Origin of the sequence: Parasedimentitalea denitrificans (genome assembly GCF_011813015.1) — a bacterium.
GTDB lineage: Bacteria > Pseudomonadota > Alphaproteobacteria > Rhodobacterales > Rhodobacteraceae > Parasedimentitalea > Parasedimentitalea denitrificans.
This window is the reverse complement of sequence record NZ_QHLQ01000007.1, coordinates 115,198-128,911: the sequence shown is the minus strand read 5'-3', so window position 1 is coordinate 128,911 and position 13,714 is coordinate 115,198. Positions and strand designations below refer to the sequence as shown.

Sequence of the window (13,714 nt, the reverse complement as noted above, 5' to 3'; positions counted from 1 at the left end):
CTGGCTTTCCAGAGGGGGCAGCCCCCCCAATCCACAATCTAAGACATTTGAACAAAACAACTGTTGCGACCCGCCGAAACGCGCCTCGCTGCCGTTGCTCATGCGTATACGGCTCAAGTGATTCTGGTTAATTGTCGCCTGTTTGCGGACAGTGCCGCGGGCAGGCTGTATTGTTGCCGCATTTCCGCCCGTCATCCGGCATTTTCGTCTAATTTTAGGCAAAACGAACACACATGCGGCGGGATGGGCTATATTGCGCCAGCACTCCGCAAGACGTCTGTCGTGGATGTGCACGCCAAGATTTTGATTTGCCAGAGGTGCCGCATGGGACAGAGTTATCAGCCGGATTTTGACAAGATGATCAAAGGTCAAAGCATTGAGCTCAGCGATGCCGAAATAATGGCCGAGGTCCGCAAAGTGATGGTTTCCGACAGCGTCGAACACCCTGAAATTTTCAAGCAACAGGCATCGGTACCGGAGCAGGTCGCAGTACAGGAGCAGCCACAAGAACAGGTCTCAGAGCCAGCTGTGGTGACTGAACTACAAACACCGTCTCCAGTAAAAGCCTTTGCCAGCAGGTTCACAGGTTACCAACCCCGCTGGAGCCACAACCTGATGATCCTGTCTCTTGCCGCAGTCCTTTACAGCCCGGCCGGTGTTATTGCTGTTGTCGCACTGTCGATTGCTGCGTTTGTTCTACTGTTCTGGATTGTCGGCGCAGATCGGATGGGGCGCGTCGGTCGTGCCTGTTTTGGCCTCTACCACCGGGTTCTGCCCACACAGGCGGACAACGTGCTGGACAGTGCCAATCGGGTCAGCGACCGGATGCAAGCTCTGTGCAATCGACTGCCCGCGCGGCTAAATCAAGGGCTCTATGTCCCCAGCTTCTCAGGTAACTCAGAGTCCGATTTGGACCTGGTCGAACCCTTTGACCGGCTTCTGGCTCGGCGTCAGGGTGACCAGTAAACAACATCTGGCGCATTACGTTTAACGCCTTGCGTCATAACGGATGATTTCCCATTGCGCGGCCATCAGGTCTTTGCATAGTGCAGGTCTTTGAATTTGCATTTGTCGGAGTCGTTTTTTGCCTGGTCCCGAGTTACCGTCCTTCCCCGAGGACAAACGTCTCCCCAAATCAGTTGATACCGTTGTCATCGGCGGCGGTATCGTAGGGGCCTCAACCGCTCTGGAGCTGGCGTCGCGCGGTCAGTCCGTTCTGCTCTGTGAAAAGGGCCGCATTGGCGGCGAGCAAAGCTCACGCAATTGGGGCTGGGTGCGCCTGTCGCAGCGCGACCCACGTGAAATCCCGCTGATGATCGAATCCATGTCAATCTGGCAGGGGCTAGAGGAACGCACAGGATACCAGACCGGCTATCATCGATGCGGCAGCCTGTTTGTAGCCAACACCGACAAACGCCACGATCATCTGCAGCGTTGGGCACAGAACCTACAAGACTTTGACGCAGCCAGCGAAATGGTCAGCGGCGATACCCTGCAAATGATGTTGCCGGGGCATGAGGGCCAGATCCAATCCGCCCTATCGACCCCCATGGATGGCCGTGCCGAGCCACAGCTGGCAACCCATGCCATTGCCATGGGCGCCCGTGATGCAGGCGCCGCAGTCCTCTCCAATTGCGCTGTACGCTCTGTGGATACTCAGGCAGGTCAGATCACCGGGGTAATCACCGAACGCGGCCGGGTGGCCTGTAGCTCGGTGGTTGTCGCAGGTGGGGCCTGGTCGCGACTGTTCCTTGGCAATGCCGGGATATCCCTGCCACAGCTCAAAGTCCTGAACTCGGTGCTGCGCTGCTCTGCTGTGACCGGCGGGCCGGACGTCGCACTTTGGGGTGACGGCTACGGTCTCACCAAGCGCGCTGATGGCGGTTATACCGTCGCTAACAGCGGCGAGAGCACGGTTGATATCGTGCCCGACAGTTTTCGCCTGGGCCTGAAATACTTGCCTGCTTTCCTAAGCGAATGGCGGTCGCTGCGCTTTCGCCTATCGGGCCGTTGGCAAGAAGAGGCTGCCCAGGCGCGCCGCTGGACACCCGATCAGGAAACCGCGTTCGAACAATGCCGTATCCTCGACCCAGAGCCCTCGCAATCAGCACTGAAATCCGGCTGGGCTGCGGCGCAGCAAGCCTTTCCATTTTTGCAAAAGGCCGACGTGGTACAAAGCTGGGCCGGCATGATCGATGTGATGCCCGATGCCATTCCGGTGATCTCCGCTGTGGATGACCTGCAGGGCCTGTTCATCTCTACAGGATACTCTGGCCACGGCTTTGGCCTTGGGCCCGGGGCAGGGCGTCTGATGGCAGATATGGTAACCGGTGCGACACCAATTGTGGACCCCCATGCCTTCCGTCTGTCGCGCTACACCGACGGTAGCCGGGTGCGGATGGACAACGGCGTCTAGGCCACCCCCCCCCGTCAGCTTCTTTTTGCAAAAAATACTCGCGCCGCAGGCCCGCGCCCTTGGCGCGGATACTTCTCATCAACTGGACAAAACCCTGCCTATGTGAGATGGGCAAGACAACAGGAGACATGTGATGACCACCACCCGTTTTGCCCCATCGCCCACTGGTTACATCCACGTAGGCAACCTGCGCACCGCGCTGATGAACTATCTGATCGCCCGCAAGGCTGGCGGTACATTCATTCTGCGTATCGACGACACCGACCCAAACCGGTCGGAAGAGAAATATGTCGATGCCATCAAGCAGGATATGGAATGGCTTGGCCTGACCTGGGACCGCATCGAGCGCCAGTCTGATCGCTTGGATCAGTACGCCGACGCTGCCGACAAACTGCGCGACATTGGCCGGTTCTACGAGGCGTTTGAAACCCCAACCGAGCTGGACCTGAAGCGCAAGAAACAACTGAACATGGGCAAGCCACCGGTCTATGATCGCGCTGCGCTGGACCTGTCAGACGCTGAAAAAGACGCCCTGCGCGCCGAGCGTGGCGACGGCGTCTGGCGTTTCAAGCTGGACCACGAGCGGATCGAGTGGACCGACGGCGTACTAGGTGACATCTCCATCGATGCGGCCTCAGTCTCTGACCCAGTGTTGATCCGTGGTGATGGTCAGGTTCTGTATACCATCGCCTCTGTCGTCGATGACACCGAAATGGGTGTGACCAATGTTGTACGTGGCTCAGACCATGTGACCAACACTGCAACTCAGATCCAGATCATCAAGGCGCTGGGTGGCACCCCACCTGAATTCGCCCACCACTCGCTGCTAACTGGCCCTCAGGGCGAAGCCTTGTCGAAACGCTTGGGCACCTTGGCGCTGCGCGACCTGCGTGAACAGGGTGTGCAGCCGATGGCGCTACTGTCACAGATGGCACGTCTTGGCTCATCCGACCCGATCGAGCTGCGCAATGAAATGGCCGAGCTGATCGAAGGTTTTGACATCAACCGCTTTGGATCAGCGCCGACCAAGTTCGACGTGCAGGACCTGTTCCCACTGACTGGCCGCTACTTGCAGTCGCTGCCTCTGGAAAACGTAAAGTCCGACCTCGATGCACTGGGTGTTCCTGCTGACAAGCAGGCAACGTTCTGGGATGTCGCTAAGGAAAACATCACTACTCTGGGTGATCTGGAAACTTGGTGGACCCTGTGCCATGACGGCGCCGAGCCGCTGATCGCGGATGAGGACAAAGAGTTCATCGCCGAGGCAATGGCCCTGCTGCCCGAAGGTCCCTATGATGCGGACACTTGGAAAACCTGGACCACAGCGGTGAAGGAAGCCACCGGCCGCAAGGGCAAAAAGCTGTTCATGCCACTGCGTCACGCGGTGACCGGCATGGAACGCGGCCCAGACATGAGCGCGCTGTTGTCGCTGATGCAGGTTGTCCGCGCTCGCGGCTGATTTGCCTTATCTATATGATTTTGAACCGCGCGCACCTTCTTGGTGGGCGCGGTTTTTTGTGATGCAGAGGCCTTCATGCCCGAAAGGGGGAGCGGTACGCTCAGAGATTTGAAGGTCTGGTCCAGAAGCACCTTCGGAATTTGAGTATTTAGAAGCAAAAAGAAACAGTGGTGTTGTCCCGATCGCAGACTTCTTTTTGCCAAAAATACTCATTGCTCCCGCTGGCCGCGAAATGCCGCTTTTGGGAAGGGCGTTGCGCGGGCACCGTACGGTCTGTTTACGGTAAATTCTGCCGTATGTCGCAGTATTCGGCCAATCGCGATTACTGCTGGGCCTATCACCCCCGGCACATGGAACAGGGTCCCGATACGATAGGGGCGCGCAGAGACAACGTTTAGCACGCGGGGTTTGATCCCCGTCCGCATCCGCTTTGGCGACGTCGCCATTCTTATACCTGAGTAAGCAGGATTAAACCGCAGACAAGCTGAATAACCGGAAGCTACAGGCCGACCGGCCAATTGGCGTGCAATGACCAATCGCTCGCTTGTTGTTGTGTGGATGACATTTGACAGAGCTCTCAGGCAATCTATTCTGGTCACAAGTCCAATGCGTGTTTCTACAGAAAGTGGAGTCCCCAATGGCCAAATCCCCAGAAGAAATCGCCGCCATGGTCGAGGCCACAGGAGGCAAGAAAGCCAAACGCAAAGCGCTAAAGAAAGCGCCCGAAGGCACCAAGGAAAAGAAGCTGCCCAAGGATGTTCGCGATGGTTTGGAAAAGCACTTTGGGGCCAAGCTGGCCAAAGTGCGGGTTCATACCGGCGGCAACGCCAAAGAGCTGTGCAAAGAGCTAAAGGCCAAGGCTTTCACTATGGGGCCTAACGTCTATTTCATGCGACCTGGAGACGCCAAAAAGCCAGAGATGTTGGTGCATGAACTTGCCCACGTGCTGCAACAAACACGGGGCAAGGTTAAAAAGGTCAAGGAAGGAGAGGCCCTGATCGCCAAGTAGATCAGACGCTGAATGTTAGGCTTTGACCCAGCCAACGATCTGACCTTCACGCATCGCGCCAGACTGGCGCTTCTTTTCCTTGCCACGCTCAAACGCGACCATCGTGGGGATGCCTTTTATGCGATAGCGGGCTCCAGTGGATTGGTGGGCTTGGGTGTTCAGCTTGACCAGCCGTGCCTTGCCGTTCAGCTTTTTCGCGGCTTTGGCAAACTCGGGGCCCATTGCCTTGCAGGGGCCACACCAAGGGGCCCAGAAATCAACGATCAACGGCAGGTCATCGTTCTGTGATGCCTTTTGCAAAACGGCGGGATCCACGTCCATTGGCTTAGTCGGCATCAATAGGTCACCGCAGGTGCCACACTTTGGCGCTGCCCGCAGTTTATCCTCGGGCACCCGGTTCAACTGGGCACAAGACAGGCAGGTCAGGGTTTTCGCCCCCATGGTGCATCCTCCGAAATTGGTTTCGAAATCCCATATAGGCATTGCTGTGCGGGGCTCAAGTTCAATTCATTGGCATCGGGGCTCTACTTAAGCGGACAGCATAGGGTCATGTCTTTCCAATGACAAAGTAGAAGCAGCGGGTCCTGCTCTGAAAGGTCGGTAATTGACCGCAATCTCGGACCTAAGATGCGTCAGGAAGATGGGGTCAGCACGTTGTAAAAGGTCAAAATCCTCCGTTTTTGGCGTCCCCGTCAATTTTCCTTGCTCCGAATCCCCATTGCATACAACACTGTAGCCGCGATGTTACGCTATCGACCATTGACTGCCCACTAACGGCTCAGGCTTCGATTATGCACTGACCTTGCCGACCTGCCGCATGGTGTGGGCAGATTTAACGATTGGGAGAAATGACGATGGCAACTGGCACCGTCAAATGGTTTAACACAACAAAAGGCTTCGGATTCATCGCTCCTGATGATGGCGGCCGCGACGTATTTGTTCACATTTCTGCTGTTGAGCAGGCAGGCCTGACCGGTCTGGCTGACAATCAGAAGGTCTCATATGAGATGCAGCCCGGCCGTGATGGCCGAGAGTCTGCGGTGAACATCGCACTGGTTTAACCCGGTGTAAGCACGGCCCCGCGCGGGGCCGTTTCCATTGGGAGCTAGGCAAATCGCTTGGCCCCGATGACGCAGGTGACAACAAACAAAGTCACTGCAATCATGACTGGCGCGATGGTTTCGCCCAGCAAAACAGCCGCCAGAGTGAGCCCGAAAAACGGTTGCAGCAGCTGTAGCTGACCAACCCCGGCGATACCGCCCATGGCCAGCCCACGATACCAGAACACAAACCCTACCAGCATCGAAAACACCGAGACATAGCCAAGGCTGATCCAAGCCGCGGTGCTGATGCCGGTCCAACTATCGGGCCAGACTGCCAGCGCCACCAGAGCCATCACTGGCAGGGACAGAACTAGCGCCCATGAAATCACCTGCCAACCGCCCAACCGACGCGATAGGGTGGCACCTTCGGCATAGCCCAAGCCGCAGGCGATAATGGCCGCGACCATCATCAGATCCCCTTGCACCGACATCTCGGCGTCTAGTGAAAGGGCGTACAGCGCAACCGCCAATCCGCCGAGGCAGGAAAACACCCAGAACATGGGCCTCGGCCTCTCGCCCCCGCGCAGCACTCCGAAAATGGCTGTCGACAGGGGGAGTAGCCCGATAAACACAACCGAGTGCCCGGCCGTGATGTGTTGCAGCGCAAGGGCGGTCAGCAGTGGAAAGCCAACGACTACCCCCAGCGCGACGATCAGCAGCGAGGACAAGTCCCTGCGTTCTGGCCGCGATTGTTTCAGGGCCACAAGCAAGACAAGCCCTAGCAGGGCCGCAATCACCGCCCGTGCTGAAGTCAGGAATATCGGATCAAATCCGCCCACGGCAATTCGTGTTGCGGGCAGTGACCCGCTGAATATCAACACGCCGATCAATCCGTTGCCCCAGCCTCGCATCGGCTCGCTGTTTGTGAGTGTGTGCACGTAACCTGTCCTCTTTAACTTGCCTGACCCTAGGCCAGTGGGGCTGGCCAAGGTAGCGACAGGTCGGTACAATCCCGCCAAACTGTACTGGTGCAATAAGCAATACGGATGAGGCAGGGTGAAGCAGGGCACGCGCACAAACACGGTCATTGATGCCATCCAGCGCAAGATCAACAGTCGCGCGCTAAAGCCGGGTGAAAAGCTGCCCTCGATCCGTGGGTTTGCCGCGACTATGCAGGTTTCTCCGTCTACGGTGGTCGAGGCCTACGACAGACTGGCCGCTGATGGCACCATCTATGCACGGCGCGGGGCTGGGTTTTATGTGGCGCCGCTTATCCAGCCATTTGCTGTGGCCAAGGTCGGACCAGAGCTGGATCGCGCGGTGGATCCTTTCTGGGTGTCGCGACAGTCACTGGATGCTGCCACGGATGCGCTGAAACCCGGTTGTGGATGGCTGCCCGCCGACTGGATGCCCCACAACCAGATGCGGCAGGCGCTGCGCAGCGTGGGTCGAGCCGAGGATGCCTTGCTGGCGGATTACGGTAGCACCAAAGGGGCCGATAACCTGCGCCGCTTGCTGGCGCGACAGTTCATCGACGAAGGGCTAAATACCGGGCCGGACCAGATCCTGCTAACGCCGTCAGGCACCCAAGCGATTGACCTGATCTGTCGCTTCTTGCTGCGCCCCGGTGATACGGTGCTGGTGGATGATCCCTGCTATTTCAATTTTCAGGCTCTATTACGGGCACATCAGGTGAATTTCGTCACTGTACCCTATGGGAAAAACGGCCCGGATGTTGATCAATTTGAACAGGCTCTGATCCAGCATAAACCCAGCCTGTATATCACCAACTCGGCGCTTCATAATCCCACCGGGGCCACCCTGTCACCGCAGGTGGCGCATAAGATCCTGAACCTTGCTACGACCCACGACATGGTCATCATCGAGGACGACATCTTTGCCGCGTTTGAGCCCGCACCGTCGCCGCGTCTGGTGGCAATGGATGGGCTGGACCGGGTGATCCGGGTCGGCAGCTTTTCTAAAACCCTGTCGGCGTCAGTACGTTGCGGATACATCGTGGCGCGTCCGGATTGGATTGAGGCCTTGGTGGATTTGCAAGTGGCGACCAACTTTGGTGGCCCCAGTCCGCTGGCTGCCGAGTTGATTTATTCAGTGCTCAGCAGTGGCAGCTATCGCAAACATATGGAGGCTTTGCGGTCGCGTCTGGATACCTGCCGAAGCGAGGTCGCCGCAAAGCTGGCGGCATTGGGAATAGAGCCATGGCTGATGCCCCGTGGTGGGTTTTATCTGTGGTGTAGCTTGCCGGGTGGGGTGGATTCGGCTGATCTGGCCAAGGCTGCACTGGCCGGGAGTATGGTGCTGGCTCCCGGCAATGTGTTCAGCGTACCGCAGTCAATGGGCGGCTTTATGCGGTTCAACGTCAGTCAGATGCAGGACCCACAGGTGTGTGAAACCTTGGAACGGGTGCTGCGCACGGTGCGGTCTGGCATAGGTTAGGGATTGGAAACTCGCTCAACCAACTCTAGCGCGACAGGTCCCAGAGCCGCGACATTGAGTGCAACACCTTCGGCATTGGGGTGAATACCGTCGTCCTGCAAGTACCGCTGTGCGGCGATGGGGTCACCTGACACCTGTGCGGATATCCCGGCGAATGCATCGTCAAATAGCAGGCTACCAAACTCTGTCGCCAGCTCGCCATAGATCGCATCAAACTCAGCCTTATAGTCCGGACCAAAATTGCCCGGGGCCAGCATTCCGATCAACAGCACCTCGACCCCCTGCGCGCTGGCTGCGCTTAGGATGGTCGACAGATTGGCCTTGGCCTCGTCAGGTCGCATCCCGCGCAGCAGGTCGTTGCCGCCCAGTAGCACGATCAACCCCTGTGGCTTGTCGCCCAACGTCCAGTCTATCCGCGCCGCGCCACCAGCGGTGGTGTCACCTGACACGCCGGCATTGGTCAGCACGACATCTGCACCGTTATCATTCAGCCAGCGTTCTAGCTGAGGCACCAATCCCTGATCGCTGTCCAACCCATACCCGTGCACCAAACTGTCGCCAAACGCGGTGATCCGCAGCGGTTCAGCCATCGCCATTGCAGAAATAAAAACAAAGACCAAAGTGGTCAGCACCTTGTGCATTTCTGTAGAACCTCCATATGGCAACGATAAACCAATTAGGCTCGGCATTATGACATTACAAACCACCGCCCCAATTCTTCGCCTCCAAGATGCGTCTTTGTCGCTGAATGGCAATACCGGAGTGGTGGATATCCTGCATCAGATCAATTTGGTTGTCTCTGCGGGCGAAACACTGGGGCTGATTGGGCCTTCGGGGTCGGGTAAGTCATCGCTGCTGATGTTGATGGGTGGTTTGGAACAAGCCAGCGGTGGCCAGATTACTGCTCTGGGTCAGGACCTGACCGCAATGAACGAGGATGAACTGGCCCTGTTCCGCCGTGACCACATGGGTGTGGTGTTCCAAAGCTTTCACCTGATCCCCACCATGACGGCGCTTGAAAATGTTGCCACGCCACTGGAATTGGCCGGACATGCCGATGCCTTTGACCGTGCTCAGGCCGAGCTTGAGGCGGTGGGGCTAGGTGCTCGTTCTGGGCATTTCCCGGCGCAACTATCCGGGGGTGAGCAACAGCGCGTGGCGCTGGCCCGTGCGGTGGCTCCGCGGCCTGACATTCTGCTGGCAGATGAACCCACCGGCAATCTGGACGAGGCCAACGGCCGGGCGATCATGGATCTGCTGTTTGACCTGCGCGACCGACATGGCGCGACACTGATCATGGTGACCCACGCGCCCGAACTGGCCGCACGTTGTGATCGTGTGGTGCATCTGCGAGATGGCCATATCGACACTGCCGCCAATCAAAAGGCCGCAGAATGAGCTCGCTATCGCTGGCCTGGCGCTTTGCTCGGCGCGAGCTGCGTGGTGGCCTTCGTGGGTTCCGCATCTTTCTGGCCTGTCTGGCACTCGGTGTTGCGGTCATCGCTGCCATTGGCACCGTGCGTTCGTCGATCGAATATGGCCTGTCCAGCCAGGGCGCTGTGCTGCTGGGCGGCGAAGCGGAAATGGAGTTTACCTATCGCTTTGCCGATAACGAGACCCGTGCCTGGATTGCAGATCGCGCGACTGCAGTGTCCGAGATCGCAGAGTTCCGGTCGATGGCCGTGGTCGGTGAAGATCGTGTCCTGACGCAGGTTAAATCGGTTGATGATGCCTATCCTCTGACTGGCACGGTAGAGCTGTCGCCCCCGATGCCACTAGCGCAGGCCTTGGCGGGCGCCGACAGTGTGCCGGGTGCGGTCATGCAATTGGCCTTGTCGGCGCGTTTGGGATTGCAGGTTGGCGATACATTTCAGTTGGGCACACAACAGTTTCGCCTGATGGCTGATCTGGTGACAGAACCCGATGCCGCAGCCTCTGGGTTTTCTATCGGCCCACGTACACTGGTCGCGACCGAGGCTTTGCAATCTTCGGGGCTATTGGCCCCCGGTACTCTGTTCGACACCAAATACCGAATGTTGCTGCCAGTTGATGCAGACCTGGATGCCACCAAACAGGCGGCATTGGACCAGTTCGCCGAAGGTGGAATGCGGTGGAGCGACGCCCGTAACGGCGCTCCCGGCATCTCTCGGTTTGTGGAACGGCTGGGCTCGTTTCTGATCCTTGTTGGCCTGTCCGGTTTGGCGGTTGGCGGGGTCGGGGTCTCGGCTGCAGTACGCGCCTATTTGGCAACCAAGACCTCTACGATTGCCACCCTGCGCACCCTTGGCGCGGATCGCTCGACCATCTTCCTGACCTACTTCCTGCAAATCGGTGCACTGGCCCTATTGGGGATCGCCATAGGACTTGTGATCGGTGGTTTAGGGCCGGTCCTGCTGGGCCCGCTGATCGCCGCACAATTGCCATTTCCGGCAGATTTCTCGCTGTACCCATCAGCCCTGGTCGAGGCAGCTATCTACGGCGCACTGACCGCATTCATCTTTACCCTCTGGCCGCTGGCCCGCGCTGAACGTATTCGCGCGGCAGCCCTGTTCCGCGATGCCTTTGCCGGGCGCAGCCACCTGCCTGCACCGCGCTATCTGCTGGCCACTGCTGTGGCGCTGGTGCTTTTGGTCGGGTCTGCGGCGCTATTCAGCGGTTCGCCTGAACTCACGCTGTGGAGCGCGGCTGGACTGGCTGGCTCGCTGGCGGTTCTACTGATTGCCGCGCTGGCTTTGGGCTTTGTTGCCCGCCGCTCAACGCGTCTAGTTCGAGGGCGTCCGGCGCTACGCTGGGCGTTGTCCGCAATTGGCACCGCCCGCGATGGGGCCACTCCGGTTGTTCTGTCGCTGGGGCTGGGACTGACGGTATTGGCGGCAATAGGCCAGATCGACGGCAACATGCGCCGCGCCATTGGCGATAACCTCCCTGACCGCGCGCCATCCTATTTCTTTGTTGATATCCAGCGCGATCAGATGCCTGATTTCACGGATCGCGTCACCAACGACCCGGCCGTGTCCAAAATGGAAAGCGCGCCGATGCTGCGCGGCGTCGTCACCAAGATCAACGGCCAACCTGCCAAAGAGGTGGCTGGCGATCACTGGGTGGTGCGTGGTGACCGGGGGATCTCTTATGCTGGCGAACTTCCAGACGGCACCGAGGTTGTTGCGGGCGAATGGTGGGCCGACGATTACACGGGCGACCCGCAGATCAGCTTTGCCGAAGAAGAGGCCGAGGAGCTAGGGATTGAACTGGGCGACACCATGACCCTGAACATTTTGGGCCGCGAAATGACAGCCACCATCACCAGCTTCCGTGCGGTGGATTTTTCCAGTGCGGGTATGGGCTTTGTGCTGGTGTTCAACGAGGCAGCACTGGCGGCAGCGCCACACAGTTTTATCGCGACTGTGTATTCGGACGAGCAGGCCGAGGCGCAGATCTTGCGGGATTTGGGGCGCGAGATGCCAAACGTCACCGCCATCCGGGTCCGCGACGCGATTGAGCGGGTATCCGAGGTTCTACGACAGATCGCTTCGGCTACGGCCTATGGCGCAGCGGCGACCTTGCTGACCGGGTTTCTGGTGCTGCTGGGTACGGCTGCGGCTGGCGAACCTGCACGGCGGTATGAGGCGGCACTGCTAAAAACCCTTGGCGCGTCACGTGGTCGTATCCTTGGCAGCTTTGCCCTTCGGTCGGTCATTCTGGGGGCAGGGGCAGGGTTGGTGGCGCTGGGCGCCGGGACCGCCGGGGCCTGGGCGGTGAACACCTATGTGTTCGAGATCAGCTATCAAGTGATCTGGCCCAACGCGCTGGCCATTATTGCCGGCGGTGTACTGGCGACCTTGCTGGCGGGCCTGGCGTTCGCCTGGCAGCCGTTAGCGGCCCGTCCGGCGGGGCAGCTTCGCTCTCGTGAATAACCTACCCATCTGCCGCCCTTCCTGATGCATTGGCAGGGCACAGGGCGGCAGGTTAGGCGCGACCACAAGTGATCGGTTGCAGGATCTTCATCAGGTCCAGGTTATCACAGACCAGCGCCTCAAGCGTGATGTCATCCAGCGAGGCATAAAACGCCTGCGCGGCATCTGTCAGCGCCACTTTCAGGCGGCAGGCATCGGTCAGCGGGCAGGTGTTATCCGAATCAGCAAAACACTCGGCGATGGGCAGCTCACCTTCGACTTTGCGGAACACCTCTCCGATGCGGATAGAGGACGTCGGCAAGGCCAGACTCATGCCACCGTTTCGGCCACGCTGCGTATTTAGAAAACCCAATTGCCCCAATTGGTTAATTACCTGAGCCAGGTGATTTTCGGACACATTGCAGCACTTGGCGATCTCTGATTTAGTAACCAGACGGCTGGGGTTGGCGGCACAGTACATCAATAGGCGAACGGCAATATTTGTTCGTTTTGTAATACGCATTTGATATGCTCCAAATGGATTTGATAAATCAGTATTGCACATTAACCGAAAAAGCGGTTTGACATGCATCAATACGGCAAAATGACGAAACGTAAGGCCAGATCCCGATGACCAATCCCTACTTCTTTGGCTATGGCAGCCTGGTGAATGTGGCGACCCACGACTATCACAACCCACAGCCCGCGCGGCTGGCTGGCTGGCGTCGGGCCTGGGTGCATACGGATCTAAGCGAAGCGGCGTTTCTGACAGCAGTCCCCTGCGAGGCCAGCGAGATTGACGGGCTGATCGCAGCAGTACCGGGTGCTGACTGGGACGCGCTGGACGAGCGCGAGCACGCCTATGATCGACTGCCTGCCGATGGTTCTGTGACCCACGCGGTGCAACCCACCCCTGCGATCTCGGTCTATGCGGTGCCACGCTCGGCGCATAATCCGGGATCCGCGCGCCACCCGATCTTGCTTAGCTATCTGGACGTTGTGGTGCAGGGCTATAGCCAAGTGTTTGGCACCGATGGTGTGGCGGAGTTCTTTTCCAGCACCGACGGCTGGGACGCCCCCATCCTGAATGACCGCGCCACCCCGATCTACCCGCGCCATCAATTGCTAGAGGCCGCACAGACAGAGCTGGTGGATCATCATCTGGCGGCTGTTGGGGCCAAGGTAGTGGCAGGGTAGAGCAGGGCCCTAAGGCCCGCGCCTGACCTTCCCTCCGTGGAGTTCACACTGGTTCCCGAAGGGACAAACAGTCCGGGGGATTGTTTGAAGTGTGGACGGGCGGAGCCCTACGCACCTGACAGTGCAAATCAAAGAACTGCGCTAGCAGGAACTCCCCTTGGGACGTGCCACGCAGTGGCCCGGACCGCGCCTGACCTTCCCCCCGGGAAGGCGCATTCGCACCTCCCCAAGGTCAGGCAC

General features: G+C 58.6%; 13 protein-coding genes. 9 read left to right on the top strand and 4 right to left on the bottom strand.

Annotation, left to right across the window (positions count from 1 at the left end; translation table 11 throughout):
• Positions 1–324: 324 nt before the first annotated feature.
• The 4 genes from DL239_RS09355 (at position 325) to DL239_RS09335 (ending at position 4,884) form a co-directional block, all read left to right on the top strand.
• The gene (locus DL239_RS09355; protein ID WP_167683740.1) at positions 325–966 is read left to right on the top strand and encodes a hypothetical protein; all 642 of its coding nucleotides are present in this window, start codon (positions 325–327) and stop codon (positions 964–966) included.
• Between the two features lie 118 nt (positions 967–1,084).
• Positions 1,085–2,416, top strand: coding sequence for an NAD(P)/FAD-dependent oxidoreductase (locus DL239_RS09350; protein WP_167683739.1), 1,332 nt, complete (start codon positions 1,085–1,087; stop codon positions 2,414–2,416).
• Positions 2,417–2,549: 133 nt separating this feature from the next.
• Positions 2,550–3,875, top strand: coding sequence for a glutamate--tRNA ligase (gene gltX / locus DL239_RS09345; protein WP_167683738.1), 1,326 nt, complete (start codon positions 2,550–2,552; stop codon positions 3,873–3,875).
• 637 nt (positions 3,876–4,512) lie between these two features.
• Complete coding sequence (locus tag DL239_RS09335; RefSeq protein WP_167683736.1) at positions 4,513–4,884, top strand: eCIS core domain-containing protein; 372 nt, start codon at positions 4,513–4,515, stop codon at positions 4,882–4,884.
• A 15-nt stretch (positions 4,885–4,899) separates the two neighbouring features.
• On the opposite strand, the gene trxC is transcribed toward DL239_RS09335, so the two are convergent.
• Positions 4,900–5,325 carry a thioredoxin TrxC gene (gene trxC / locus DL239_RS09330; protein WP_167683799.1) on the bottom strand — a complete coding sequence of 142 codons (426 nt, stop codon included), beginning with the start codon at positions 5,323–5,325 and terminating at the stop codon, positions 4,900–4,902.
• A gap of 413 nt (positions 5,326–5,738) precedes the next feature.
• Here trxC and DL239_RS09325 point away from each other — a divergent pair, with 413 nt between their 5' ends.
• The gene (locus DL239_RS09325; RefSeq protein WP_167683735.1) at positions 5,739–5,945 is read left to right on the top strand and encodes a cold-shock protein; all 207 of its coding nucleotides are present in this window, start codon (positions 5,739–5,741) and stop codon (positions 5,943–5,945) included.
• A 44-nt stretch (positions 5,946–5,989) separates the two neighbouring features.
• Here the strand turns inward: DL239_RS09325 and DL239_RS09320 are convergent, their stop codons facing one another.
• On the bottom strand, positions 5,990–6,865 hold the full coding sequence (locus tag DL239_RS09320) for a DMT family transporter (protein WP_369410556.1): 876 nt from the start codon (positions 6,863–6,865) through the stop codon (positions 5,990–5,992).
• Between the two features lie 118 nt (positions 6,866–6,983).
• On the opposite strand from DL239_RS09320, the gene DL239_RS09315 reads away from it, so the two are divergent.
• Positions 6,984–8,384 carry an aminotransferase-like domain-containing protein gene (locus tag DL239_RS09315; RefSeq protein WP_167683734.1) on the top strand — a complete coding sequence of 467 codons (1,401 nt, stop codon included), beginning with the start codon at positions 6,984–6,986 and terminating at the stop codon, positions 8,382–8,384.
• Here DL239_RS09315 and DL239_RS09310 read toward each other — a convergent pair.
• The gene (locus DL239_RS09310; RefSeq protein WP_167683733.1) at positions 8,381–9,025 is read right to left on the bottom strand and encodes an arylesterase; all 645 of its coding nucleotides are present in this window, start codon (positions 9,023–9,025) and stop codon (positions 8,381–8,383) included. The genes DL239_RS09315 and DL239_RS09310 overlap by 4 nt on opposite strands.
• A 49-nt stretch (positions 9,026–9,074) precedes the next feature.
• On the opposite strand from DL239_RS09310, the gene DL239_RS09305 reads away from it, so the two are divergent.
• Together DL239_RS09305 and DL239_RS09300 are read left to right on the top strand one after the other, a co-directional pair.
• The gene (locus DL239_RS09305) at positions 9,075–9,782 is read left to right on the top strand and encodes an ABC transporter ATP-binding protein (RefSeq protein ID WP_167683732.1); all 708 of its coding nucleotides are present in this window, start codon (positions 9,075–9,077) and stop codon (positions 9,780–9,782) included.
• A complete protein-coding gene (locus tag DL239_RS09300; RefSeq protein WP_167683731.1) occupies positions 9,779–12,298 on the top strand; it encodes an ABC transporter permease in 2,520 nt (839 codons plus the stop codon). The genes DL239_RS09305 and DL239_RS09300 overlap by 4 nt, the downstream gene beginning before the upstream one ends.
• Before the next feature lie 52 nt (positions 12,299–12,350).
• Here the strand turns inward: DL239_RS09300 and DL239_RS09295 are convergent, their stop codons facing one another.
• Positions 12,351–12,800: an RrF2 family transcriptional regulator gene (locus tag DL239_RS09295; protein WP_167683730.1), complete on the bottom strand. Its 450-nt coding sequence runs from the start codon at positions 12,798–12,800 to the stop codon at positions 12,351–12,353.
• Between the two features lie 107 nt (positions 12,801–12,907).
• Between DL239_RS09295 and DL239_RS09290 the strand changes: the two genes are divergently transcribed.
• A complete protein-coding gene (locus tag DL239_RS09290; protein WP_167683729.1) occupies positions 12,908–13,474 on the top strand; it encodes a gamma-glutamylcyclotransferase family protein in 567 nt (188 codons plus the stop codon).
• Positions 13,475–13,714 lie beyond the last annotated feature (240 nt).

Bases quoted from the DNA above. Each gene is read 5' to 3' on its own strand.
- gltX (WP_167683738.1), top strand. From the start codon at position 2,550: ATGACCACCACCCGTTTTGCCCCATCGCCCACTGGTTACATCCACGTA.
- DL239_RS09290 (WP_167683729.1), top strand. From the start codon at position 12,908: ATGACCAATCCCTACTTCTTTGGCTATGGCAGCCTGGTGAATGTGGCG.
- DL239_RS09295 (WP_167683730.1), bottom strand. From the start codon at position 12,800: ATGCGTATTACAAAACGAACAAATATTGCCGTTCGCCTATTGATGTAC.
- DL239_RS09310 (WP_167683733.1), bottom strand. From the start codon at position 9,025: ATGCACAAGGTGCTGACCACTTTGGTCTTTGTTTTTATTTCTGCAATG.
- DL239_RS09335 (WP_167683736.1), top strand. From the start codon at position 4,513: ATGGCCAAATCCCCAGAAGAAATCGCCGCCATGGTCGAGGCCACAGGA.
- trxC (WP_167683799.1), bottom strand. From the start codon at position 5,325: ATGGGGGCGAAAACCCTGACCTGCCTGTCTTGTGCCCAGTTGAACCGG.
- DL239_RS09325 (WP_167683735.1), top strand. From the start codon at position 5,739: ATGGCAACTGGCACCGTCAAATGGTTTAACACAACAAAAGGCTTCGGA.
- DL239_RS09305 (WP_167683732.1), top strand. From the start codon at position 9,075: ATGACATTACAAACCACCGCCCCAATTCTTCGCCTCCAAGATGCGTCT.
- DL239_RS09300 (WP_167683731.1), top strand. From the start codon at position 9,779: ATGAGCTCGCTATCGCTGGCCTGGCGCTTTGCTCGGCGCGAGCTGCGT.
- DL239_RS09355 (WP_167683740.1), top strand. From the start codon at position 325: ATGGGACAGAGTTATCAGCCGGATTTTGACAAGATGATCAAAGGTCAA.